This window comes from Celeribacter sp. (genome assembly GCF_048266405.1).
GTDB lineage: Bacteria > Pseudomonadota > Alphaproteobacteria > Rhodobacterales > Rhodobacteraceae > Celeribacter.
The window spans coordinates 1-22,728 of the sequence record NZ_JBLWZO010000016.1 but is presented as its reverse complement, the minus strand read 5'-3'; the positions used below and the strand labels follow the sequence as shown (position 1 = coordinate 22,728).

At 56.9% G+C, this 22,728-nt stretch carries 17 protein-coding genes; all 17 read right to left on the bottom strand.

Annotation, left to right across the window (positions count from 1 at the left end; all coding sequences use genetic code 11):
- Positions 1-25 precede the first annotated feature (25 nt).
- Complete coding sequence (gene traI, locus ACN0TS_RS17075; protein WP_040118495.1) at positions 26-5,284, bottom strand: conjugative transfer relaxase/helicase TraI; 5,259 nt, start codon at positions 5,282-5,284, stop codon at positions 26-28.
- Positions 5,284-7,584 (bottom strand): type IV conjugative transfer system coupling protein TraD, encoded by a 2,301-nt coding sequence (gene traD, locus ACN0TS_RS17070; RefSeq protein ID WP_040118494.1) that lies wholly within the window; start codon positions 7,582-7,584, stop codon positions 5,284-5,286. Before traD ends, traI begins: the two co-directional genes overlap by 1 nt.
- Before the next feature lie 243 nt (positions 7,585-7,827).
- Complete coding sequence (locus ACN0TS_RS17065; RefSeq protein ID WP_417260560.1) at positions 7,828-8,361, bottom strand: hypothetical protein; 534 nt, start codon at positions 8,359-8,361, stop codon at positions 7,828-7,830.
- Between the two features lie 10 nt (positions 8,362-8,371).
- Positions 8,372-11,245: a conjugal transfer mating-pair stabilization protein TraG gene (traG, locus tag ACN0TS_RS17060; RefSeq protein ID WP_065806280.1), complete on the bottom strand. Its 2,874-nt coding sequence runs from the start codon at positions 11,243-11,245 to the stop codon at positions 8,372-8,374.
- Positions 11,245-12,615, bottom strand: a complete 1,371-nt coding sequence (gene traH / locus ACN0TS_RS17055; RefSeq protein ID WP_040118491.1) for a conjugal transfer pilus assembly protein TraH — start codon at positions 12,613-12,615, stop codon at positions 11,245-11,247. Before traH ends, traG begins: the two co-directional genes overlap by 1 nt.
- Complete coding sequence (gene trbB / locus ACN0TS_RS17050) at positions 12,602-13,177, bottom strand: type-F conjugative transfer system pilin assembly thiol-disulfide isomerase TrbB (RefSeq protein WP_040118490.1); 576 nt, start codon at positions 13,175-13,177, stop codon at positions 12,602-12,604. The genes traH and trbB overlap by 14 nt, the downstream gene beginning before the upstream one ends.
- Complete coding sequence (gene traQ, locus ACN0TS_RS17045) at positions 13,149-13,388, bottom strand: type-F conjugative transfer system pilin chaperone TraQ (protein ID WP_040118489.1); 240 nt, start codon at positions 13,386-13,388, stop codon at positions 13,149-13,151. Before traQ ends, trbB begins: the two co-directional genes overlap by 29 nt.
- A gap of 10 nt (positions 13,389-13,398) precedes the next feature.
- On the bottom strand, positions 13,399-14,151 hold the full coding sequence (traF, locus tag ACN0TS_RS17040) for a type-F conjugative transfer system pilin assembly protein TraF (protein WP_040118488.1): 753 nt from the start codon (positions 14,149-14,151) through the stop codon (positions 13,399-13,401).
- A gap of 18 nt (positions 14,152-14,169) precedes the next feature.
- A complete protein-coding gene (locus ACN0TS_RS17035; protein ID WP_040118487.1) occupies positions 14,170-14,496 on the bottom strand; it encodes a hypothetical protein in 327 nt (108 codons plus the stop codon).
- Between the two features lie 10 nt (positions 14,497-14,506).
- Complete coding sequence (locus ACN0TS_RS17030; RefSeq protein WP_040118486.1) at positions 14,507-14,734, bottom strand: conjugal transfer protein TrbE; 228 nt, start codon at positions 14,732-14,734, stop codon at positions 14,507-14,509.
- On the bottom strand, positions 14,724-15,005 hold the full coding sequence (locus tag ACN0TS_RS17025; RefSeq protein WP_040118485.1) for a hypothetical protein: 282 nt from the start codon (positions 15,003-15,005) through the stop codon (positions 14,724-14,726). The genes ACN0TS_RS17030 and ACN0TS_RS17025 overlap by 11 nt, the downstream gene beginning before the upstream one ends.
- A 37-nt stretch (positions 15,006-15,042) precedes the next feature.
- The gene (traN, locus tag ACN0TS_RS17020) at positions 15,043-16,923 is read right to left on the bottom strand and encodes a type-F conjugative transfer system mating-pair stabilization protein TraN (protein ID WP_117146399.1); all 1,881 of its coding nucleotides are present in this window, start codon (positions 16,921-16,923) and stop codon (positions 15,043-15,045) included.
- A complete protein-coding gene (gene trbC / locus ACN0TS_RS17015) occupies positions 16,920-17,537 on the bottom strand; it encodes a type-F conjugative transfer system pilin assembly protein TrbC (RefSeq protein WP_040118483.1) in 618 nt (205 codons plus the stop codon). The genes traN and trbC overlap by 4 nt, the downstream gene beginning before the upstream one ends.
- A gap of 12 nt (positions 17,538-17,549) precedes the next feature.
- Entirely contained in the window at positions 17,550-18,542 is a 993-nt protein-coding gene (gene traU, locus ACN0TS_RS17010) for a conjugal transfer pilus assembly protein TraU (protein ID WP_040118482.1), read from the bottom strand.
- A 10-nt stretch (positions 18,543-18,552) separates the two neighbouring features.
- Entirely contained in the window at positions 18,553-19,179 is a 627-nt protein-coding gene (traW, locus tag ACN0TS_RS17005; protein ID WP_040118481.1) for a type-F conjugative transfer system protein TraW, read from the bottom strand.
- Positions 19,176-19,610: a type-F conjugative transfer system protein TrbI gene (gene trbI, locus ACN0TS_RS17000; protein ID WP_417260559.1), complete on the bottom strand. Its 435-nt coding sequence runs from the start codon at positions 19,608-19,610 to the stop codon at positions 19,176-19,178. Before trbI ends, traW begins: the two co-directional genes overlap by 4 nt.
- On the bottom strand, positions 19,610-22,249 hold the full coding sequence (gene traC / locus ACN0TS_RS16995) for a type IV secretion system protein TraC (RefSeq protein WP_040118480.1): 2,640 nt from the start codon (positions 22,247-22,249) through the stop codon (positions 19,610-19,612). Before traC ends, trbI begins: the two co-directional genes overlap by 1 nt.
- Between the last annotated feature and the right edge of the window lie 479 nt (positions 22,250-22,728).

Sequence of the window (22,728 nt, the reverse complement as noted above, 5' to 3'; positions counted from 1 at the left end):
GTGCCTGACAAAAACTCCAGGCGCATCAGTCGCCGCCGAGGGTTTTCTCCCGGTTCAGGTCGCGCACCATGTCCCGCTCCATTTGCTGCAGCCGCTCGCGCTGCAGACTCTCTGAGGCGACCTGCTGTATCGCGGCCTCCTGACGTCGCGTCTGCGGGTCATCCGGCAGCAGCGTTTTCTCTTCGCCCGGGCGGTCACGCTCCAGGCCGCGAATCACGTCCCCGATAACCTCTTTTATCCGCTCGCCCGGTTCGCCCGCTTTCTTCTCCTCGCCGGCGACTTCCCGGGCAGTCTGTTCCGCCTGTTTTTCCATTTCCCGGCGCTGCACCTCTTCTGCAGCCCGCTGTGCCAGCACGTCCGGCGGGAGCGGGATGTCAGTACCGGTATCAGGGAGCGGTGTATTCGGCAGGGGGTCAGCCCAGACCCGACCACCGGTGATGGCCTCCGGGTTCCAGGGGCGGTCGTCGCCGGCAAGGCGTACTATCACCCCGCTGTCGGGATGGTTACGGGCTGCTCTGACGCCCTCGCCCATGTTCCCGGCCAGCAGACTCTCGCCGTTGCGGCTGTTCTGCAGAGCGACGAACCGGGCCGTTTCGTCCCCCATAATCCGCCCCTCGCCCCCGATGGCCTCCAGCCGCCCGTCCCTGTCGGTCAGCGGACTGAGCCAGATACCGGCCTCCTTGCCGTTTTTATCGAATGCCGGCAGGGCCACATGTGGCTGCGGATATTTTTTACCGGGTGAGATGAATTTACCCGGAGAGCGGCCTCTGGCCAGACCTGACTGTTGCAGGGCAGCCCGGCCTGCGGCGGTTTCATCCAGCGGCTGTGCCCGACCATAGAGCTGACCGGCATTCCTCACCGCCCGGGCGTTCTGCGGTTCGAGCACGTCATGTGCGCTGGCCTTCTCCTGAGAACGGCTGACCGCCGTGGTCCACCCCTCCCGGTTGTCGGTGTACACCTGCGCGTGCTGTTTCATGCGCGACAGCGCCACGTAGGCCGACTCAAAGCTGACCAGCGCTTTCCGGCGCCCTTCCACGCCTTCGAGTGCGATGGCGAAAGGTTCACTGGCCCCCTGCGCGCCGTGGGCGGTGATGGCATAGGCAAGGTCAATATGTCGCTGCGCCTCATCCGCCTTCGGGTTCAGCGTGCGGGTGGTTTTGCCATCCGTTAGCGTGACACTGTCACCCGAGAACGCTTTCACCTCCCACACACTGTTTGCGACGTAACCTCGCTCCGGGTCACTTTTGCTGAAGCGCATCCGGTCACCCTGTGAGACGGTGATGTGCTCCGGGCGATAGAGCGTGACGCCCTCCGCTGAGGCCTCCCGGGGAGAGAGAAGACGAATGTTACCCTCATTGTCCTTAAGGGTGATGAGCTGGTTCTCCTTATCGACGCTCTCAATCCGCTGGTAGGTGTTATCCAGAAGAGCCACGGCCCCCTGATGCTCTGACCAGGTGGACAGCTTACGCAGCTCACCGTCACGGATATTGCTCGTGACCAGTACCGGCAGGGTCACCTCCTCTTTACTGACCTCGCCATTCTGTACACGCGCATCATGGATGAGCCCGTTGAGCGCCCGGCGGTCTGCGTTCAGATGCGTGATGATGAGCGTACTCGCCTGCGCCGCCGGGGTGCGCCCGGTGTAGTCCTTCACAATCGCATCGTGGAGGGACGCTGGCGTGTCAGGCGGTATTTCCTTACCCTCCTTCAGCGCATCCTGTATCGCTTTCTCCTGTGCCGGCGTGAATTCTGTGACCGAGTTTTCAGGTACCCAGGCACCGTCCTTACGCGGCACCTGCTCCGGCGTGACCTGTTCAATAGTGGACAGAGCACGGCTGATATCCCGGTCAATCAGGCTGTAGACCGCCGGTCTCAGCTCAGGCACCTGGCGCACGATTTCTTTCATGATGGCCACATCAGCCGCGCTGCGCTGCTGCATCAGACGGAACGGCTGGCCCGGCGCAATGGACTGCAGCTGGTCGGTATCGCCGCTGAGTACAGCGCGACCTCCTCCGGCTGCAATCAGGGAGAGTGCTTTCGCGGTGTCTGCCAGCCCGACCATCGAGCTCTCATCGAGCAGGAACAGCGTGTTGCTGAAATCCGGCGTCTGGCCGTTGCGCTGCTGCAGCTGCGTGTCATGCAGGAATGAGGCGGTCGTCTGCGCGTCGACGCCGGCGCTCTGCATCTCGCCCACGGCGCGGTGTGTCGGCCCCAGACCGATGACGCGCGAGCGGGCCTCTTCCGGCAGCAGGCTGATGGCGCTCATGACGGATTTGAATTGCGTGGTTTTCCCCACCCCGGCATACCCCTGAACCACAGTGAACCGGTCCGGGGTCTCCAGTATCATCCGGGTTGCCGCCCGCTGTCCGGCGGTCAGGTCTGTCATCAGGCTGCCCGGCACCCGGTCCATCAGCGGCGTCATCGCATCCTTACCTTCCAGCACCCGCGTCAGGACGCTTTTCTCCGCATCCCAGGTCTGGCGGGAAATCAGCAGGTCGTTGCCGTGTCCGGAGGCCACCGGCACATTCAGCAGACTCCCGGCCTTAATCTGCGCCTGAATGGTTGCATCAATGTCTGTCATTGGCACCTTACCACCGCCGGTTTCCAGCGCCGTGGCCAGCAGCTGCGTCCGGGTAAAGGTCAGGCTGTTGCTCTCCAGCAGCGGCACGGAAAGGTGAATGGCCTGCTCTGCCGGGGTATGCAGTCCGGCTTTCTGCTGTGCGATGGCCGCCTCCAGGTCTGCTTCTCCCGAGCGGACCTTCAGCTGCTCTGAGACCACGCTGAACGCGGTGTGCCGCGCCAGCTTCTCTGTGGTGCGGGCCGCGTCCTGCGCGGAGTACAGCCGGATATGGCTCCCGCTCTGCGCCAGCTGGTTCAGCGTGGCGTTATCCAGCTCACGTTGCGTCACCGAGGCAAAGACGGTCGCCGTTTCGCTGACCGACCGGCCGGGACTCTCCACCCAGCCGTGGCCGACCTTAATCCCGTCGAACGGGCTGCTGCCGACAGGAAGCGTCTGGGTGGTTTTCTGTCCGGGACGCTGAACCGTCAGCTGCCCGGCTTCCGCTTTCAGCACCGTGACACTTTCCCCGCCCTTCAGGCGCGTGTCGGGTATCTTCCCGAGTACCGCCAGACGTTCGCCCTCTGCCACCGGCAGCTTATCCGTGCGAAACAGCGTCCACTGGCTGTCGACGACGGAGACCTTCAGGTCCAGACGCTCTCCCTCACGGTCTTTCAGGGTCAGCATGTTGCTGCTGGCCGTCACACGGTCAATGACAAAGCGGTCATGCTTCCGGGCCTCAGGGTCCCACCGCTCCATGACCATGCCCTCACGGTAATAGTCCCGCACGCCCCGACTCTTGCTGTCCAGCCACACCGGCGTCAGCGCGGTCACTGTCATGTCCCGGTTGCCGAGCGCCCCCTCATTTTTGAGGGTGTCGCGGATAACGTTATTCAGGACATTCTGCTCACGCGTGCCGCTGATTTGCGCCACGCTCTCCTGCCCTTCACGCACGCTGACGGCGAACTCCTGCGCCAGCCGGCTGTAACGCACACTTTTGTCCGGCTCGCTGATGATGTCTGCCGTGGCCTGCCTGCCGCCCTGCCACCTGTAGGTGTTCACGCCGCTGTCCTTCAGGACTGTCAGCGCGCTCCCGGTTCCGCTGCGCTTGCCGCTGTCGGAGAGCAGGACCTGCACGTTATGGCGCATGGCGCCATCGAGCAAGGAAATCGTCTCCTTCAGGCTCAGCTTCTCCGCCTGGTCGACAATTAAGGTCCCGCCCGGGATAAACGCCGTCCCGTCCTGCAGGGCAGATTTGCCTGTGACGGTTTCTCCGGCCAGTCGCGCATCCCCGGCGAGAAAATCACGGGAGCGATTATCGGCAGCGAGAATATGCACGTCGCGCCCCTGCTCCCGGGCCATCAGCGTCAGCTCCGCCACCCGCTCCCGCTGGCCTGCCGCGCCGCCCTGACCGGCGACAATCCCCATCGCCGGACGGTCCTGCGCCAGGACGCTGACCGCATCGCTGAAGGGTTTTTCGCGCATCACTGACGCATCCGGCGTGACGGAGACGTGGTTCTGCCGCTGTACCTCCTGGCTCAGCGCTTTCACGGAGAGCTCATCGAGGACGTGAATGTTCGAGGTGAAGAGGCCTTTCTCCCGGTCGAGCGGGATAAGCTGCTCGCGTTCAATCGCCGCATCGATGCCCGTTCTCGCCAGTTCAAACACCCCCGGCTTTGCCTCCAGCTGGCCAACCGTGCGCGCCAGCACATCGGCATACGTAAACTGCACCTTACGGTCGCTGAGACCGGCAATGGCCCGGGTCACCACGTCCGCGATATCCGGTCCGTCGGTTTTCACCGGCGCTGCGGGTGCGCGGGCCAGCTCTGCTGCATGCGCGTCCGCAGCTTCACGGTAGCCACGGATGTCGAAGCCGGTCTCCTTCAGCGTGTTCATCCACTCCACCATCTTCTCTGCCGGATCGATGGCTTCCTTCGACTTGCGGGTATCGAGCGCGGCCACATCCCGGGACTTCAGGGACGCATCGGGTCCTGCCGCCTCCCTGAGCTCCTGGCTGCGCGTGGAAAACGCCTCTACCGGCACGTCCTTCATCTCCCACATGCCGTGCTTGCCCGCGTCGACTGTCTTATACCCCATAGACTCAATATCGGCCCTGAGAGCGCTCTGGTATATCTTTCCAAGCGCGATGCGGTTAGCCAGCAGATTTTCGGAAAACCCGGTTTTACCGACGGTATCGCTGGCCAGCGTCTGCCATTTATCGCCGTTCTGGGTGGCGTTAATGACCACGCTGTGCGTGTGTATCTGAGGCTCCTGAGCACGCGATGTATCGTGGTTAAACCGGGCGATAATCAGATTCCCGGTCAGAACCGTTTCAGATACGCCGTCTTTCTGCACCCGCGTGCCGGCCAGAGACTCCACCTGATTCAGCGCCACCGTCACCGCACGGTTATGCGCGTCAATCAGGCGCTTATCGCCACCCAGCATGGCCAGCATCGAGACACTTTTGGGCGCCGAAAAGGTCAGATCATAACCGGGACGGTGCTTGTTGACGCCGTCCTGCATCCGGGTAAGGTCGCTGCCGTCGGGGAGTTTTCCCTGCAGCAGCTCCGTGAAGACCTGTTTGTCCACCTTTCCTTCCAGTCCCAGCGCTTCCGCGCCTTTGCCCTGCCAGCGCTCTTCCATACTGCCGGTGACGTAATAATTGTCTTTCTCTGTGTAGTAGTTACCGGCACTGCCCGCCGATTTCACCTGGCTGAAACTGAGCATCAGAAATTCCCCCCAATCTCAATATCATCCTGCTCATCTCGGCGGTGGCTATGGTTAATGTTGACCTCTTCACGCCGCTGCATCTCGCGCTGCGTCTGCTCATCAGCCAGCCAGGTGTCATACGCCTGCATATCTTCGATTTCACCGTCCTCATTCATGCCAGCCGGCATCACCTCCTGTCCCGTATCTGCGGGCTGTTGCGCCAGCTCCTGTTCTGTGCCGCCGGTCGTGGCCGCCGTCGCAGCGACAGAGGACGCCGTCGCGCTGGAAGCAGCAGGAGTCGTTGCCGGTGCCGGGCGGGTTAACGGCACGGTCGTGACTGTAGCCTGTGGCGCTTCTGACGCCTTAACGGATGGCGGTGCGGCCAGCGTTTCAGCTGTCGACGCGGACTTCACGGGTGCAGGTGAGACCGGGGCGTTTTCCGGCTCTGGCTGTCCGGGCGATGTCCTGCTGTCTGCATCACGCTGTTCAGGCTCCGGCGCATCCGGCGTGAAAAGCGCCCGTGCCAGATTGCCTTCAGCCTCACGCGCTTCCAGCAGAGCACTAAGCCGTGCATCCACCCGCGTATCGAGAGTGCGCTGAATAAATCCCTCGGCAATTTTCGGGCGCGGTTTGTACTTCAGGGCCAGCTTCACGGCCGGGTACGGTCCGGGCAGCGTGACGTAACAGGACAAATCCGGGAGTGTCTGAATATCGGAATAGCTGACCAGCGTTTCACGCTCTTTTTCTTTCCCGGTCGACACACCATCACGAACCGGGTCTGCACCGTAGGAGTACTGCTCGCTGGCCTTGAGGATTTCTTTCTCGCCAATCTCACCGGCGGCAAACTCCGCTATTTCCCTGCTGGGAGAACGGAAGAAGGCCCGGGTGTTCATCACGTCAAAGAGCGTGGCGGCGGGCTTCACGCCGTAGATATCTTCCAGCTGGGCATAGGACTGAATACCGAACACGTAACAGCCACCGAACTTACGCGCCTCCGGCAGGATTTCGACCAGGTCCGGCAGCTTGTGCAGCGTGGGCAGTTCGTCAGCGAAAATCCACACGCGCCGGTTACGGTTCTCCCCCATCGCCAGCAGGCCGCGGATGGCAATCGACAGCCACATGGAGATAACCGGCTTCAGGGAAGCGTGTGTATCCGCATTAGAGGAGATGAACAGCCAGCCATTGGGCTGGTCTTCACGCACACCGCGCATCCAGTCCCGGATAGTGAACGGCTCGCCATTCTTCTCAATGCCCTGCAGGTAGCGGATGGCCTTGACGTAGTTGGTCAGCACCGCACGGATACTGATGGCGGTTTTCTCAATTTTTTCTTCCACCAGGTTCGCCGCCGGTGTGTTCTGCAGATAGGCGCGCAGCTTGTCGATTTTGATGGAGAGCATGGTGTCGACCAGCTTCTCGTAGCAGCGGTCCTTGTCTTCACGCATCAGATACGCGCCCTCGGCAAAAATGGTGCGCCCTGAGCCCTGCCAGAACGGGTCCTCTTTGGTCCCCATCGGGATAAGGGTATTGGAGACGTTATCGAAGTCCGGCAGCGTCAGGCACTCTTTCCATAAATCCCAGGCCGCACAGCGCGAATCTAGCGGGTTAAGGATTTTATCGAGCGACGGATCGTAGTAGCTTTTGACAAACTCACAGGAGCGGTCGTAGATGATGGCCATATCGCCCCGGGCACGGACGTAATTCAGTAGCCGGCGGATCACTTCAGATTTACCGGAGCCCACGGTCCCGTGGAGACAGAAGTTCTGGATTTCGGAGTTCAGCAGTATCGGCAGATCGCCAATTTTAATATCCGAAGCCATACCGTCGCGCTTCATCTGGCGCGCCACGTCTTTGGGTTTATCGGACAACTGGCGCCCGCCGGTATTCTCATCCTCGCTCTGCTGTTTACCCTGACGGCCCAGCACCCAGCTGGCAACAAAGAACGTCACGATACAGATAACGAGGGAAACGACGGCCGCAAACACAAAACTGGTCCACAGCTGCTCACCGCACCAGATAGTGTATTTATCGGCCAGGATTTGTTCTGAGGTATATTCCAGCGACTGGCCGTAATACTGAATGGTGTATACGGGCTGGGAGCGAATAATCTCGCGCATGGGTCCAAGCGTCGTACACCACCAGTACACGCAGCCGTTCACAAACGTCTGCCAGCTGAGCCGGTACATCAGCATCAGCCCGCACAGCACCCAGAATAAAATAAACAGCACGTAAAATATAATATTGGCAATCTGACCAAACATGCGAAAGCGCATATTGGCAATCTGACCGCCCTGGGTCATATCTTTGGCATTGAAGCTCATGGCAATAATCCGTCAGTAAACCATTGAGGAAGGAATGCCGGATATCAGGAAAATATCCGGCAGAAGGTGATTACATCATGAAACCATTCCGCCGCTGGCGGCAACGCCTCACAGGCGCACAAGTAAATTGTGCACCTACTCACCGTTTATTACCTGAATAGATAACATTAGTAAAATAACAGAACGTAGAGCGCAAAAATAAACTAACCGAAGATAAAACTCTGGTTAGTTAAGTGCACAAGTTTAGTTATTGCGCCTACTTACCCCCCTAACCGCCTCAATAACAGACGTCAAAGTCGCTAATTGATAACGACCAAGGTCAATATTCATCACCATGACAGTTACTATCATACAAAAAAACGTTATAACACTAAAGGCTATTGCATTAAGATGGATAGATGAAAAATAAAACGCCAGACATGGAAATAGAACCAAGATAAAGACACCATAAGCCTTACACTTTCCTGACAAATAACCAAAGAATTTTGATTTTTTCCGGAATGACTGAGGCAACGAAAGAAAATGTGCGCGCGTATTAGCTATCAAAACAATAGAAAAAAAACCCATCGCACCCGCAAAAACCATAGCAGCTATTCTCTCAAGACCAGAGGCATAGTCACTTAACCAATATGAAAGATAGGATGATAGTAAAAACCAAAGCATGCATACCAGACCTGGCCAGGTACAACGCCAGAATGATGGAATCTCTAAATCCTGATGAGCCAAGATCTGTTTTAGCTCTTCGATTTCATTTTGTATTATTTGATGGGTTAACATCCTATTCTCCCTATCTCTTTGATTTGTCTTTTTCTAACTTATTTGCCTTATCCAACAGTTCTCTAGTTGTATCCGCACCTGGCAATTTAGTCTGCTCTTCCTTCTTATCATTATAAGAGTTTTTGAAATCATTTCCTTTTGTTTTGTGGTCATTTTCCAGTTCAGCATTCTCTTTTCTCACCTCGACACCTTGCTGTTGTATGCCTTCACGGGATTCCTGATGCTGTTGGTTATTCTGCGCTATCATCCCATCCACTTTCTGCCCCACATTATCCTTAATCCCCGCATCTCGTGTCATGGCTTCTATACTACCAGCATTATGTCCGTAGTCGGCCATTACCGAACCACGGTTACCACCACCTGACACACTTGACATATTCTGGCCGATGCTTTCGCGACCTTGTTGATAAGCACCATCAACCTTTGGTTCAACTTGTGCTTTGACGAATTCACGTGCAAGTGCTTCACGCTGCGCAGCGACTTCTGGCGAACTTGTGTTGGTCAGAATGGCTTCTGCATTCTGCGGAGAACGTTGCTGGACAAAGTGAGCAAACTGCTGAGTCAGGTTCTCGTTCATCTGGCCGCTCATGCTCTCTGTACGGGATGCCATCTCACTGTATTCATGGCTACGAGTCCGGCTGTTCGTGTACTGGTCATAACTGTTTTTGGCACTCGAAAGCGATGCCGCAAACTGGTCGATACGCGAACTGGCATTATTATCGGTAATATTACCTGATGTAGTTGTCTTGCGGCTGGTAAAGTAATCAGATGCTTCTTTAAAATCTCTGGCAGCCTGACTACTGGTATCATGCCTACTGTCATGAGATGATCTTCCGGATTCATTCGTCGAGTCAGTAGAGCCACTAGAAGCACTCGCACCTAAACTTGCTTTCACCCCACCTTCAGCGGAGAATCCTGTAGCCCATTTACCCAGTTTCCCGGCCAGCTGATCACCAGTACTCCATTTTGCATTACCATACATCTCACCTGATACAGACCCTTTCGTTGACTTATCCATCAACTGGTTGAATGACTCTTCATTGCTGATGTTATTGGCTTTCGCATTAGAAACAACCGCATTCCACATTTTACTTCTGGCCATTGAATCCTGCGACGACTCAGTATAATCGGCCCCGGTTGTTGTCGACGCGCTGTTCCCTTTATTTGTGCCGAACTGCTGAAGGCTGTTCCAGGCACTTGTCACGCTGTTGTTATAGCCATGCAGGTGACTCTGTGCCTGCACATCAGACTCACGTGCCATCTGTTGGTTCGCGCTGGCCAGTTGCCGGCTGACATTGATATCAACCGGTAGCTTAGAACTGCGCGCATCCCAGATAGTCGTCCCGTCCCCGGTCTGCGTCTCCGTACCACCGTTCCCCAGCTGCCGCGACATCTGACCGAAGCTGGTTGAACTGTTGGTGCCCCAGTTGTAGCCGCTGACGTTCTCCATCTGCATATTGGCGAAGGAGTAGTTGCCATCGACGACACCGGATGCGGCCTGAGACGTCGAACTGAGTCCCGAGGAGGCAAAGTGGCTGTAGGCGCTGGAGAAGCCGGCACCAATGTTCTTGACCATATACCAGGTGAGTGGCGGTATCATCATCGAGATATACCCCGCCGTGGTCGCAATATCTGAGTTCTTGAGCTGCACCTGAGAGAGCTCTGAGAGGACCACCGGGACACCGTTCTGTTTTGCGTAGTAGGCCATCGCGCTGTTCAGGATGGAGTAGACCAGCGGCCAGGACTGTAGCCATACTAGGGCAAACGCGTAGCCCTTTATCACCTGCAGCGTCATCATGTTGAACATCGCGCTCATAATCAGTATGGGGAACAACCCAATCATGATGCCCATGATCACCGTCTGCATCATCGGCAGAGAGCGCAGGGCCTGATGCCCCATCGTGGCCTGTGCCAGACGCTGCTTTTCCAGCGACGTGGTGTTGGCGATGTTCACGAGGCTTGCCGTGTCGCCGCTGCGGGACGCGTAGCTCTGGAGACCGTTACGCAGCGCATTCATGGTGACGTTCTGGCGGATAATCTGCCCGGCACTCTGGCTGGCGTTATAGAAGTATCCGTAGCTGTCGCCTATCATCTGGCTGAACAGCAGGTCCGGATTGGGTTTGCCACCGAACAGCTGGCGCGCATAGTAGCTCCAGGTCTTCCCGCCAGTCTGGGAGTCGAGCGCCAGCCGTTGTTTAAGCTGTGTCGCGGCCACCTGACAGCTGATAAAGGCCGTGCCCAGCTCCGGCTTATCGAGAAACTTATAGTCGTGATTGGGTACCTGACGCAGCGGACTGGGCTTTGAAAATATCAGCGTATACGGGTCAGAGGAGTTCATCAGCTCCTCAAGGGTGTATTTACCGTTGAGAAAGATATCGCCCATCACGCAGTTCTGGACATAGTCGGAGAACAGGGTGGTGATTTCGGGGTTCTGCGAAACAAAATCGGTGCTTTTCGCCACCAGGTTTCCGCCAAACAGCATCCCGGTCTTACTGTAGGTGACACTGTCGGGCAGGGAGAAAATCATCTCGTAGCTCTGTACCAGGGCATTACCCACACGCGTGGTCAGCGACGCCGGAATGGCCAGGCCAACCGGGACGTTATCCACTTTGTAGACCTGCGCCACGTTGCTGTAGTCGATTATCTGTACAGGTGTACGGACGACAACCAGCATAGAGACCAGGGTCAGGGAAAACACCCAGCCGACAAGGTCCATGATGTTGTGTTTTTTCACCCAGCTGACAGCCACAATCAGCACCGAAAACGCGATGCACATTTTCTCAATGGACGACCAGGTGGCGGTCCCCATGAACGCCGCGATGGCATTCAGGTTACCCCGCAGCCAGTCGCCCCCGGCGATGGTGTAGATTTCAAGTGGCGTCATCAGAGGCTCCCTCCGAAATGGTAGTTGTTCTGGTAGCGGGTCATCATGCGGGCGGACACCTGCTGGCGCATATAACTCATCTGCCGGTCAACAACCAGCATCGCATCCTGCTGGACCTGAACACGCGCCTGGAAGGCGGCAATCTGTACGCTTGCCTGATTCAGGTTTTCCAGAATTAAATCCATTGTCGACTGCGGATAGTTGCCTGTGGCAATCATGGCCCGGGCCTGCTGTATCAACTCCTGGATGTACTGCAGGAGAATGTCGTAGCCGATATAGTCCGTGAGCTGATAAATCAGCGTGTTTGAAATACCCAGCATCTGCGGGTCGACAATGTATTTGAACACCGGGATGGTGGTGCTGGAGATAAAGCCCTTCTCCTGCTCCGTCAGGGCCTGGTCCATTACCGCCTTGCTCTGAATGCTGCTCAGAAGTGTCGAAATCTGGCTCTTAAGCGCCTTGTCGGCGGCAATGGTGACCGTCGCATCTGCCACCACCTTCAGGCACTTCTCTGAATCATTGCAGTGGTAAATCCTGGCTGTCCCGCCCTCCATCATGGCTTTAATCAGGTCCTGGTCGGTGGTGCGCGCCGGCAGCGGGGTGATTTCACTGTTCTCACCGAAGACCAGCGTCCCGGTGAGCGTCATCACAAACTCTTTCAGCTCTTTATTGCCGTCAAAAAGCCGGTTTTTGGACAGGGCGTTCCACATGATGTTGATGTTCTTCATGACGCGCTCCTTGTCCTTATCGCTGGCTTTATCCTGCACCTTGCCCATCTGCCCGCCAACCGAACAGCCCTGACGCGATGCCGCCCAGTCGGCAAAGATATTGCTCTCACCGGCAATGTCCTGGCAGACCTTCTGCTGCGCCACCTGAGTACGGGGGAACAGGCCGCCCACAATGCCCTGTGCGGCCTGGCACGAACTGAGGTTCATGCTGTTGATGTCGCTGGCCATCTTCTGCAGGAAGTCTTTGGCCGTTTTGATTTCGGGTACCGTGGTCTGCAGGGCAAGGTCAAAGAAGTAGCCTGCCGCGTTGGACATGATTTGTTTGCCGAAGCGCTGCAGCTGCTCGCTGTTAATGAAGCTGAATGAGCCCAGGTACGCATCAATGCCGCCGCAGCCGGCGTTGATATCCGGCAGGGTCATGCTGACCAGCTGGATGGTTTTTACCTGCGTTCTGGCATACAGCGAACCGCCGGAGGCATAGCCCGCTGCCTGCCCCTGCCAGACCTGCGGCTGGCTGGTATTGGACGCGAACCCCAGCTTGTTGAAGAAGTTATTCATATCGCCGTTCACATCGGCGGCAGCCGGGAGAGACAACCCCAACAAAAAACTGCCCGCCAGCGCGGCCCTTTTAATGTTGCCCATCCCCTGCCTCCCCCGTCATCTGAAATACCGTATCGACTCGTGCCATAAAGCCCTGCGCATCCGTGGCGCCCTGCAGAAGCGGATATGCCGCCAGCGTATTCACGTTGACCAGAAACGTGGTCGGCGTGGCCACAGGGATATTGGGGAAAAAGGTCTGCATCACCTCAGGCGGCACCGGCAGCGCCTCGGGAAAGGCCTCATCGCCCTGCCCGTCAATGGTGTAAGGGAAGACAGAGAAACCGTACTGCCCGGCCAGCTGCTTCAGGACCGGGTCAAACTTATGGCAGTACGGGCACTTCCCCTGCATGAACAGCACGACTTTCCAGTCCCGAAGGTCCACCTGCCTGCCGTTGCTGAGCCGGAACCAGCGGGGCTGAGAAACCGGCGTCACCGCGCGCGGAGCGCCATCCTTCCGGGAGGCAGATGAAGCGCCGGAGATACCCTGCGGGTCCCAGAGCGACCTCACCTCATCGAGCGTGCCCGCCTGCGCCATGCCGGAAAGAGCCAGGAGCAGGGTCACCGTTGCGGCTGTTTTAGTTGTGTTCTTCAGGCTGTTTTTCACGGGCCTTCTCCTCCTTTTCAGCTTCTGCAATGAGGGCATTGAGAATGCGGTATCCGCCGAACACCACCATGCCCAGCCCGAAGATTTCTCCGGCCTGCACGGCCAGCTCAGGCTGCTTTCTGACGAGCCGGGCGATGAGGTGGAAAAATACGCCCACGGCCAGCACCCACATCCCGGTAATGTCTAAATCGGGAAAACGAATCTTTCGCATCACTCATTCCTTAAAAATTGGGTTTAAAGTCGCTGGAGACATAGAGGAACTGTTTCGCCAGGTCGTCCTGGCTGATGAAGCCGTAACTCAGCGGCTTCACCTGCCCGCTTTTCGGGTCGACCAGCATCATCGCAGGGAAGTACTTCACGCCGAGTTGTGCGGCCTGTCCCTGGTCCGTCCGGCTGTCGGGCAGCATGGGGTTAATGACGCCGTCAACTGACACCGGTATCACGCTCAGGCCATAGGTTTCGCGGAAGTTCTGAATCACCTGGACCAGCTGGCCATCGATGGCTTCGCGGCCCCGGTAAAAGAACATCACGCCAAAATGCTGTGCGAGGGTCGAGATAGCCCGGCGCTGTTCGGCATAGTCAGCAGCAAGCTGGTTTTTCACGGTGCCGTTGTAGTGGCTGTACTGCAGGTTGTAATCAAGTTCCGGGTGCGCCAGCATGGCCTTCTTCGCGCTCATCGAGAACAGGCCTGCCTGTTGCGTCCAGTAGTTCTGCAGGCGGAAGTACTTCACAAAGGCGGGGACCGAGGGGTACATAATGGCTTCCGCCAGGGCTTTCTTCGTCGCCTGCTGCAGGAGAGCCTGTTTCTGGAGAATATCCATCTGCGGTGGCGGGGCCGCCGGTACTGGCGGCTTTTCAGCTTCCCGGGACTTCAGTTTCTCGTTGTACCACTGCCAGCCCGCATCTTTGGCGAAAGCCGGCAACAGGGTGCAGCAAAGGCACCCCGCCAGAAGGGCGGTGTGTATTTTTCGCATGATAAATACCTGTTTTAATCAGTGTGGCTGGCGGGAAAGTTGCTGGTAGGCAACGTGTTTATCGAGCAGGTGAATGACTTCACCCTGACCATTGCGCAGTTCAAAGCGGTAGCCGCTGCAGTAAAGGGGGAGATCGGTTATCGTTAAATTCACCCGCTCCCCACCCCGGACCACCCACGCGACCTGAGAAATCCGGTCACACTGGATACCCCAGGCACGGTTGGTGGCCATAAATGCACTAATCTGTTTGTCCCGCCACAGGCTGTAAGACATGATGCTCACCAGAAAAACAACAAACACGCTGACAAACAGCACCACCATTCCATACGATTTTCTCTCTTCCATCCCTGTTCCTTTATTTTCCCTTCTGTAAAAGTCTGGTCAGCGCCGAAAAAAACAGATAATTCATAAGCCCGACACCGCCCATGCAGAGAATAAAGATAACGCTCAGGATATAATCGCTGCCTGATGTTCCTTTGACGGCATCCCATGAAAAGTACAGCGCCGGAGAAATGATAATTCTCGTCAGCGTCAGTCTCAGAGAAAAATCGACGGCAGGATGTTTGTGAAAATTAACTTTCATTCTTTTCTCTCCCGTTACGAGTATTCTGTTTTACACCGTCAGCCTTATGCAGCCCGATAACGTAGAAAATGAGTGATGCCGCCCCCATCCCCATCGACTCAGACCAGCCCCGGGCAGACAGTCCTGCAAACGCAACGGCAACAGCGGCCTGGCACGCCAGGGCACCCAGGAATATCAGGAGCAGACTGCGGCCTGACATGCATAAAGCAATACCAGTCGGAATAAAAAGAAAGACCACAAGCAGAACAACGACCATGAATGACGCGGCCATTTAATCACCTTTAGATATGTATGTTATTAAAGAGGGGTTACTTTGCAGAAGACTGTGTGAGAAGCTCTTTAATGCGTTCTTTCGTTTTCTCTGTCAGCGCTGCGTTCTCAGGGATGGACTGGTTCTTCATTAAATCCTCCATGAAGTTTGTGAAATCCAGCTGGTCAAAGTTGATACGCTGAAGTTCGTCCACGCTGATACCCCGACAGTCCGGGCTTTTCGCGCCGCCAAATCCGATACGCAGCTGGCCGTTACGTCCCTGCTGCTGAACTATCTGCGCCAGTTTTGAATCGAACTGACAATAGCTGCGCTTTTTCTCCAGGCAGACACCCAGCACTTTTTTCGAACAAAACTCCCCGATGCTGATGGTCAGCTTGTTGGCTTTGGCTTTCGCGAGCGCCTTATCTTCGCCGCTGCAGCGCGCCAGCCCCACATCCTGGCCCCAGCCGCTGTCCTTGCAGCAGTTACTGAATCCGGCGGCGAACTTTTTGCAGTATTTCGCGTTGCCGGTGAAGGCCCTGACATTCACGCCGTCCATCTCAGCCACGTCCTTACCGGCTGCGGCCAGGGCGGCCAGTTCGGAGACCGCCTGACCAAAATCATTGTTCTTCCCGGAGGCCGCCTTATCGCATTCGCCATCAAGGCAGAACACGTCCCCGCCGCAAATCATCTGCTTCCCGCTGGTCCGCGTCTCACAGGAGAACGTGGCGTACTCATGAAGACAGGTCCCGCTTCCGTCCTCACTGTAAAAGGCGCACTGGCGGGATGACAGGGTGCAGGCTTTGTTATCCATCAGAGACTGACAGGCACCAAAATCTGCAGGCTGAGTAATGTACGTGTCCCTGTAAGCCCAGCAGGCCTGATAAACCGGGTACGCTTTCCCGTCCTGCCAGACATCTTTCGTACCTCCCGGCTCAGTACATTCTGACGATGTTTTGTTTCCTTCATCTTTGTTAAAGGCGCAGTTCTCAACCCAGGTGACGTCAGGCTCCCACTCTTTTGAGGCGACCTGCATTGTGGCGCGGATGTTCAGCGTGATGTAACCGGAGCGGAGATTCCGGGCCAGTATGCCGGCGAAGTAGCTGACCGAATAGCTGTCATGCAGCTTAATGGTCATAATCTCATCCCGGCCCTCCACAACCTGATAACCGCCACCGGAAAGGGTTTTCCACTCCTGCCCCCCTTCCACACGAACCGAACCGCCAAGGGCATAGAGCGTCCTTGCCTGCCCCGGTGGCGCATAATTCGGCAGGCTGGTAATGAAATACTGCGCCTCTGCATGAATAAGCGTCCCTGTCACACCGAAGGTGAAGCGGACTTTCACCTGGTCGCCCTCCTGCCAGGCATCCTTCAGCGCCACGCTGTACACCTCTGTCGTCGTCGTATCGTTATAGTGACCGGTAATGGTCGCCGTCCGCATGCAGTACTGCTCGACCTGCAGGTCGCGTTCACAGGTGTGGTTCGTGAATTCGCTGCGGTTAACCACCTGGGCCGTACAGGCCTGGCCGGTATCCCCGACAATCGTATCCGCCCGGGATTCGATGTCTTTTGCCGACTGAATAAACGGTGCCTCCGGGGAAACCAGGTCCGGAGGCCGGTTTGTGAATGACTCCGTAATGGTTTTACCGGTCTCGCCCTGGCTGAACTCAGCGGCCGAGTCACCTTTCAGGGCGCTGTCTCCGCTGGCGGTGACACCGCCGTAGTATTTTGTCTGCTCCGGGCTGTCGGTATACCCCGGCAGATTTTGTTCACCGCTGAAGTTTTTCAGCGAGTCCATCCCGCTGCCCTGCACCTGCTTCGCAAAATCCGACCCGGCTTTATAGTCAGTACCGCTGTCAGCACAGGCCGGTGATGCCAGCCAGATGAAGGCACTGAGGACAGAGGCGTGAAGTGTCAGAATGAGCGGGAGTTCTTTCACCGGATACCTCCCAGCATTGTTCTGGCCGTCTGTGCGCAGTCACCTGTTTCCGCCACTTTCTCCAGCGCCTGTTTCAGGCGAATATTGCCGCGCACCACGTCGAACCCCGTCTGACACCGCACCACCAGGGCAGGGACACTCCGGATGTTGTACTGTGCGTACAGCGTCGGGTCGATCTGGACGCCGTCGGTGACGCCATCCTTTACCAGCTGCATCACCGCGTCAGTGGTGGTCTTCATGTCGTTGTTGATTAATCCCCGCAGCGTCGCCGGAATACCGTACTGGCGGGTTTCATGCAGCATGCGCTTCAGCCCCTCTTCCGGTATCGAGAAGGAGACAAAATACAGTGCCCCTTCTGTCGGTTTTTCCTGATTCGCTGCTTTCTGCTGGCTCAGAAGATTATCGATAAACTGGCTGTCTGAGCGGTTGAGTGGATTGCGCTTAATTTGCGCTTCCAGCTCCTGCTGCAGCTGTCTGTCCGGATGCTGGCGCAACTGCTCGCTTAAGTTCTCCTGCTGTTTCAGCCAGGCTCTGTCTTCGGTTGTCGGGCCAACGGCCCCACACACCTTCATGGTCAGTAAGGCCATCACTATCATCGCATTGATAAATTTCATCGGAGACTCCTGTCAGAGGAAGACGCAGTTACGTTTACGCCACATCAGATAGCCGTAGTTCTTTCGTGAGTTGGGGGGATTTCGTCCCGCTTCCCAGCGCATCACGCTGCGACCCACGGGATGGCACTGACCGCTGTCGGGGTACATGTTCACCATCTGATAGCGCCAGCGCTCTTTGGGGATAATCGGGGACGGATACTCATAGCAGACCGCCTTGTCCTTGCCGATGCTCTCCATGATTTGTCCCTGCCGGTGAAGCTTGTACGCCATGCGCTCGCTGACCAGTAACGAGGACTGCAGCGGACTGGACTCGTTACTGACCCAGCCGCTGAACGGGTACATCGACCCCTGAGAGCCGGCGCACCAGAACAGAACATCCAGCGGCATATGAAACGCACTGGCCATCGCATCCGCCGCGCAGGCACCCTGCGCAATCGGGTTGGCAAACAGAATGGCTTCCGGATTCAGGATGGTAGTCAGGCTGCTGTCCACCCAGGTCGGGTCAATCTCGGAAAGATACGCAATATCCATATCGCCCCCTTCCAGGCAGCCTGCTGACGTGATGATGTTCAGCCAGTACGTCAGCGGGTATTTGTACCAGTGCACGTGATAGAAGGCCCCGTTCACCTGTTTGTCGTCCTTTTTCGCGGTCCCCATGCCGGTCTTGCCGAGGTTGATGCTGAATCCCCCCAGATTGACCATACAGCCCGGCGAGCGGCTGACGTCCGTCATGGCCATCGGCTCCCAGTACCCGATAGCCAGGCCGGGACGAACAAACAGCGGTGGCGGAGCCGGGCACAGCTGCAGGGGACTGCCGGGATTGCTGGTATCCGGCAGGTCACCTTTGCCGACCTGCACGCTGCCGAGCGACAGGGGGAAGATACAGCGCCAGCACACATCGGTGATCGGGTTGACGAATCGCCCCTCACAGGAAGGGTCAGCGGCCGCACTGAGGCTGTACCCCCATAATGTCAGGGCACTCAGGAACAGAGTCAGGGTTCTCACGGAAACATCCTTATTTAACAGGGAAGGTCTCAATATTCAGCCGTTCACCGGAGGGGGCAGGCGTGATACGCGCCGGCACCGCGGTCAGCCCGAAGCGCTGGCTCAGCACGCCGTTCTGGTCGAAATAAATCCGGCTGTCCAGTGCGGCGGACGTGTCCGGCACGCTGCCACGCACCAGGATAATCTTGCTCATCAGGGTTTCCGGCACCTGGCGCTTCATCCACGCCACCTGGTCGGCGTCATCCCCGTTGATGAAATACAGGGTCTGCATAAACGGCACGGTTTTCAGGGGGTTCACCACTTCGCCCTTGCGGGCAAACACCCGGCCCTCATGGTCTTTCAGGTCTTCGGTCAGACGGATGCTGGGGTCAAACCAGCGCTGCTCATACTTCTCTGCCCGTTTAATCCCCTCCACCGGCGCCGGGCGCTGGCTGTTTTCAATGACGCGCTGTTTAAATTCATCCATCGTCTGGTCCCACTGACCGGAGGTCTGCAGTTTCTGCAGACGCTGCGTGATGAGCTGCAGCATGTCCTGCTCGCGCACGGGCCACAAATCCCCCCAGGTCCCGAGGTCGGCCGCCTGTGTCAGCGGCGACAAAAGACAGCTGGCGAGCAGGCAGCCTTTCAGTCGTATCATTGCTGTGCTCCTTTCATCCGGCGGGCAATGTCGTGCTGAATGGTGCGGGTCACATCGGATGCGCCCTGAACCACGGCGGGTGAGACCAGAATGAGCACATGATGTTGCTGCTGATAATCCGCCAGGCTCTTCTCCAGTGCCTCGTTAAACCGGTCCGAGAGCACTTTTGACTGCGCCTCTGTCAGTGGCTTCTGGCTGACGCTGTCCATAAAGTTGTCGAGCGTCTTTTTCATATCGAAGGCCACCACCCGTGGCGTGGTGTACGCCAGCATCACCCGCGTGAGCATGACGTTGCAGGCCAGGGTAAAAACGACGAGGGCGGTGATGACCAGCACCCGCCGGAAAGTGCGCGATGTCGCTTTGTTTTGCTGCTGTTCCGGCCTCTGCTGCTGTTGCATCTGCTCCGTTTGTTGCTCTGCATTCTCTTCCATCAGCGGTTTTCCTCTGTGTCGTTTTCAGATATCCGGGATTCAAGCTCAGCCATCTCCCTGTCAAAGTTGTGGCAGGCCAGGCCGTACACCGCATCGTGAATATCGACACCTTCTGCCCGGCGCGCTTTCATGTACTCGAAGTCCGGGCCTTTGGAGGAGTACATCGCCCTGCTGAGCGGGTCGACAAACAGGCGGTGCCAGGAGCAGTTCGCCTCCACCTGCAGCATAAAAGAGGAGAACCACTGCTCTTTGGCCGAGCCGAAACCGTTAATCATGTCTTTCTCAAGCTTGCTGAACTGGTCGGGGTACAGCTGGTTGTATTTGGCAAACTCCTTCGCTGACTGCTTCAGAATGGCCTTGTACGAGGAGTTACCCCAGGCCGCCCGTGCAGCGCTCGATGCGGTCGGGGAGTCGAAGTCGACGATGTTCTGGGTGATGGTGATATAGGCCCCGGTATGCCGGCGCGCCGTCCGGTAACCCTTCTCAATGAAGGTCCCCACCTTCTCGTTTTTGAAGTCCAGCAGTCGCCAGCCTTCATCAATCACGTTGAGTTTTTTCAGGCTGCGGGGAGACTGGTACATCCGGTTCTCGATATAGATGATGAGCGAGAACATCACCGCGACCAGCAGGGACTGGCGCGACTCCAGCCCGCCCAGTTCAAGAACCACCATCCGGGCATCGTCGTGCAGGGACGGCTCATCGGAGTTGAAATACTCCCCGTATAGCCCGTTCACCGTGTACTGGTCGAGCAGGATAATCATGTCATCAAGACGGCTGCGCACCCCCGGTGAGTCGGCGTATTCGTCACTGTCTTTCTCGCTCTGGAGAAAGGCCACCACATCATCGATACGCGCCTTGTTGCGCTTACTCAGCCAGGCCGCCCGGACCGCCTGCAGGAGAAGACCTTCGTGCACTTCATCCAGGTTGCCGTTGGGACTGGCCATCACCGACATCTGGTCGCGGATACGCTCGGCGGACAGGTCAAAGTTAGCGTCGTCGAGAATATTGGCGAACGGATTAAACTTCAGCGAGTCGCCGTCGAGATACACGCCGCCCATGTTTTCACACAGGGACTTGTAGCCGTCGCCCATGTCGAAGACCCAGGCAAAACCGCCGGAGTCGAGCACGCTGCGAATGAGGGGCTGGATCAGACCGGTTTTCCCCGCCCCGGAGGTGCCGCAGACCGCCATGTTGAAGTTGGTGTTGTTCATTCCCTTATAGAACAGATCGATGAACGCCAGCTGGTTACGGTAGGTGGGGGCCAGGAGTCCTGCCGGCGCCAGCGGACTGTCAGCAACAACCGGCAGAAGGTTGGCCACCTGGAACGTCTCAGCCCGCTTCACCACACCTGCCGCCTGCAGCTCTTTAAACAGGCCTTCGCCGCACTTGAACGGCATCATGGCCAGAAAATTACGCAGGTGATGGTAGCGGGCCGGGATAAGCTGGAAACCGCCCTTACGGTAGCTGTTGAGCACCTGCTGTTCGGTAGCGAGAGAGGCCTCTGCGTTGTCGGCGGTATACGTGGTGATGTTAAAGAAGTAGGACACCAGAGAGGTCTGGTTGGTCGCCAGACGCTGGCGGATATCGCCCCACTCCTGCACTTCTTTTATTACGTTCGGAAAATACTTCGCATAGGAAGTTTTGCTTTTCTTCTCCACGTCCATGAATTTCAGGTTGGCTTCGTTCTGGGTTTTCACCTGGTCCTCGACCATCAGCGTCAGCGTGATGACAAAGGGGCAGGAGATGGAGAGCTCAGGGTTCAGCAGGTTGGCGTAGTTGTCCGCCGCGGTCCAGAGAAAGGCGATTTCCGGGTCACACTCCAGGTGGTAGTTCGTCACCCGGGTCACGCACTCTTTCCCGTCGCGCCCCAGGCGGCCGATTTTCAGGTGACCGGCGGTGACCTGCATGTCGAAGCTGTCATCCACGCACTGGTAGTTCAGGTCCTGATACGGGTCCAGCTTGTACGGCACCCGGTACATCTCGTGCGGGTCCGGGTTAATCAGCTCCCGCATCAGTTCGACCAGCCCGGCTGCATCGAGAATACGCGTCGGGATGTAAGCCCCGCCGAGCGATGCCCGTAACACTTTAATCTGATTCTCCAGCTCCACAATTTGCGAGGTGGAGTTCTTCTTGCGGGGCACGCAGCAGGAGATGTAGACGCGGTAGTTACGCAGCGTCAGGGGCAAATCCAGATTGTCCGGCAGAGGAAACTGTGTTTCGGCTGCCCGGAGGTAGTAGGCGCGGGTGATGGCATTAAACTTTTTAGCCTGTGTACCGCTCCAGCGGAATTCACGCAGACCGTAGTCGATATCATTCCCGACCAGCTTACTGGACACCAGATGGAAACTGACCGGCACACCGCGGGGAAGTTTACTGCGCAGTAAATGCTCCAGCGTGGAGACGATAACTTTATCCGCACCGGGAAGCGGGCGCGCTTCAAACATATAGCCGACGGTTTTGTTATTAATAAACAGCCCGGTCGCAGAGTCGTAATCCCTGTAAGGAAGGATACGGCTGAACTGGGGGAAGTTCATGCTGCCCAGCGTGTCATTGGCTTTGGCAGATTCGTCGGGCAGCTTCAGCGCAGAGACCAGCGAGTTCACGGCCTGCGCGACGGTATCCATGATGTTATTACTCATGCGAGCATTCCTTAATACATTTTAGAAATTCAGAGAAATATCAGGCTGTAGTTCGCGGATATATCACGCAAAGCCATTTTTAAAATCGCAGACACAAATAAACACCGAAAGTCGCTCAGGCGAATTTAAAAACTATTTACCTGCACGCTTATATAACCCCCACTGGCGGATATACTCATCATACTGAACCGTCGGTATATTAATGATGACGCCGGCACAATCCAGTTTATTAACAGGTTCGGTAAATGCGCCCGTCGGAATGTTTGCCTCAAGGAGTTTACAGTCATTTTTCCAGTGTCTCCCGGCTTCCAGCTCATCCATCGTGAATGACCGACTGGTAAAGACGATAAGTGGCTTTGTTGAATAAATCAGATTTCGGGTAAGTCTCCCCCGTAGCGGGTTGTGTTTTCAGGCAATACGCACGCTTTCAGGCATACCTGCTTTCGTCATTTTGTTCAGCGCTCGTACCAGGGCCATAG

What these genes read in the sequence shown, in the direction of transcription:
- trbI (WP_417260559.1), bottom strand. Translation starts at nt 19,610, where the DNA reads ATGGAAGAGAATGCAGAGCAACAAACGGAGCAGATGCAACAGCAGCAG.
- ACN0TS_RS17025 (WP_040118485.1), bottom strand. Translation starts at nt 15,005, where the DNA reads ATGGCCGCGTCATTCATGGTCGTTGTTCTGCTTGTGGTCTTTCTTTTT.
- traC (WP_040118480.1), bottom strand. Translation starts at nt 22,249, where the DNA reads ATGAGTAATAACATCATGGATACCGTCGCGCAGGCCGTGAACTCGCTG.
- traI (WP_040118495.1), bottom strand. Translation starts at nt 5,284, where the DNA reads ATGCTCAGTTTCAGCCAGGTGAAATCGGCGGGCAGTGCCGGTAACTAC.
- ACN0TS_RS17030 (WP_040118486.1), bottom strand. Translation starts at nt 14,734, where the DNA reads ATGAAAGTTAATTTTCACAAACATCCTGCCGTCGATTTTTCTCTGAGA.
- traH (WP_040118491.1), bottom strand. Translation starts at nt 12,615, where the DNA reads ATGGGCAACATTAAAAGGGCCGCGCTGGCGGGCAGTTTTTTGTTGGGG.
- traG (WP_065806280.1), bottom strand. Translation starts at nt 11,245, where the DNA reads ATGACGCCACTTGAAATCTACACCATCGCCGGGGGCGACTGGCTGCGG.
- ACN0TS_RS17035 (WP_040118487.1), bottom strand. Translation starts at nt 14,496, where the DNA reads ATGGAAGAGAGAAAATCGTATGGAATGGTGGTGCTGTTTGTCAGCGTG.
- traQ (WP_040118489.1), bottom strand. Translation starts at nt 13,388, where the DNA reads ATGCGAAAGATTCGTTTTCCCGATTTAGACATTACCGGGATGTGGGTG.
- ACN0TS_RS17065 (WP_417260560.1), bottom strand. Translation starts at nt 8,361, where the DNA reads ATGTTAACCCATCAAATAATACAAAATGAAATCGAAGAGCTAAAACAG.
- traW (WP_040118481.1), bottom strand. Translation starts at nt 19,179, where the DNA reads ATGATACGACTGAAAGGCTGCCTGCTCGCCAGCTGTCTTTTGTCGCCG.
- traD (WP_040118494.1), bottom strand. Translation starts at nt 7,584, where the DNA reads ATGAGCTTCAATGCCAAAGATATGACCCAGGGCGGTCAGATTGCCAAT.
- traF (WP_040118488.1), bottom strand. Translation starts at nt 14,151, where the DNA reads ATGCGAAAAATACACACCGCCCTTCTGGCGGGGTGCCTTTGCTGCACC.
- trbC (WP_040118483.1), bottom strand. Translation starts at nt 17,537, where the DNA reads ATGAAATTTATCAATGCGATGATAGTGATGGCCTTACTGACCATGAAG.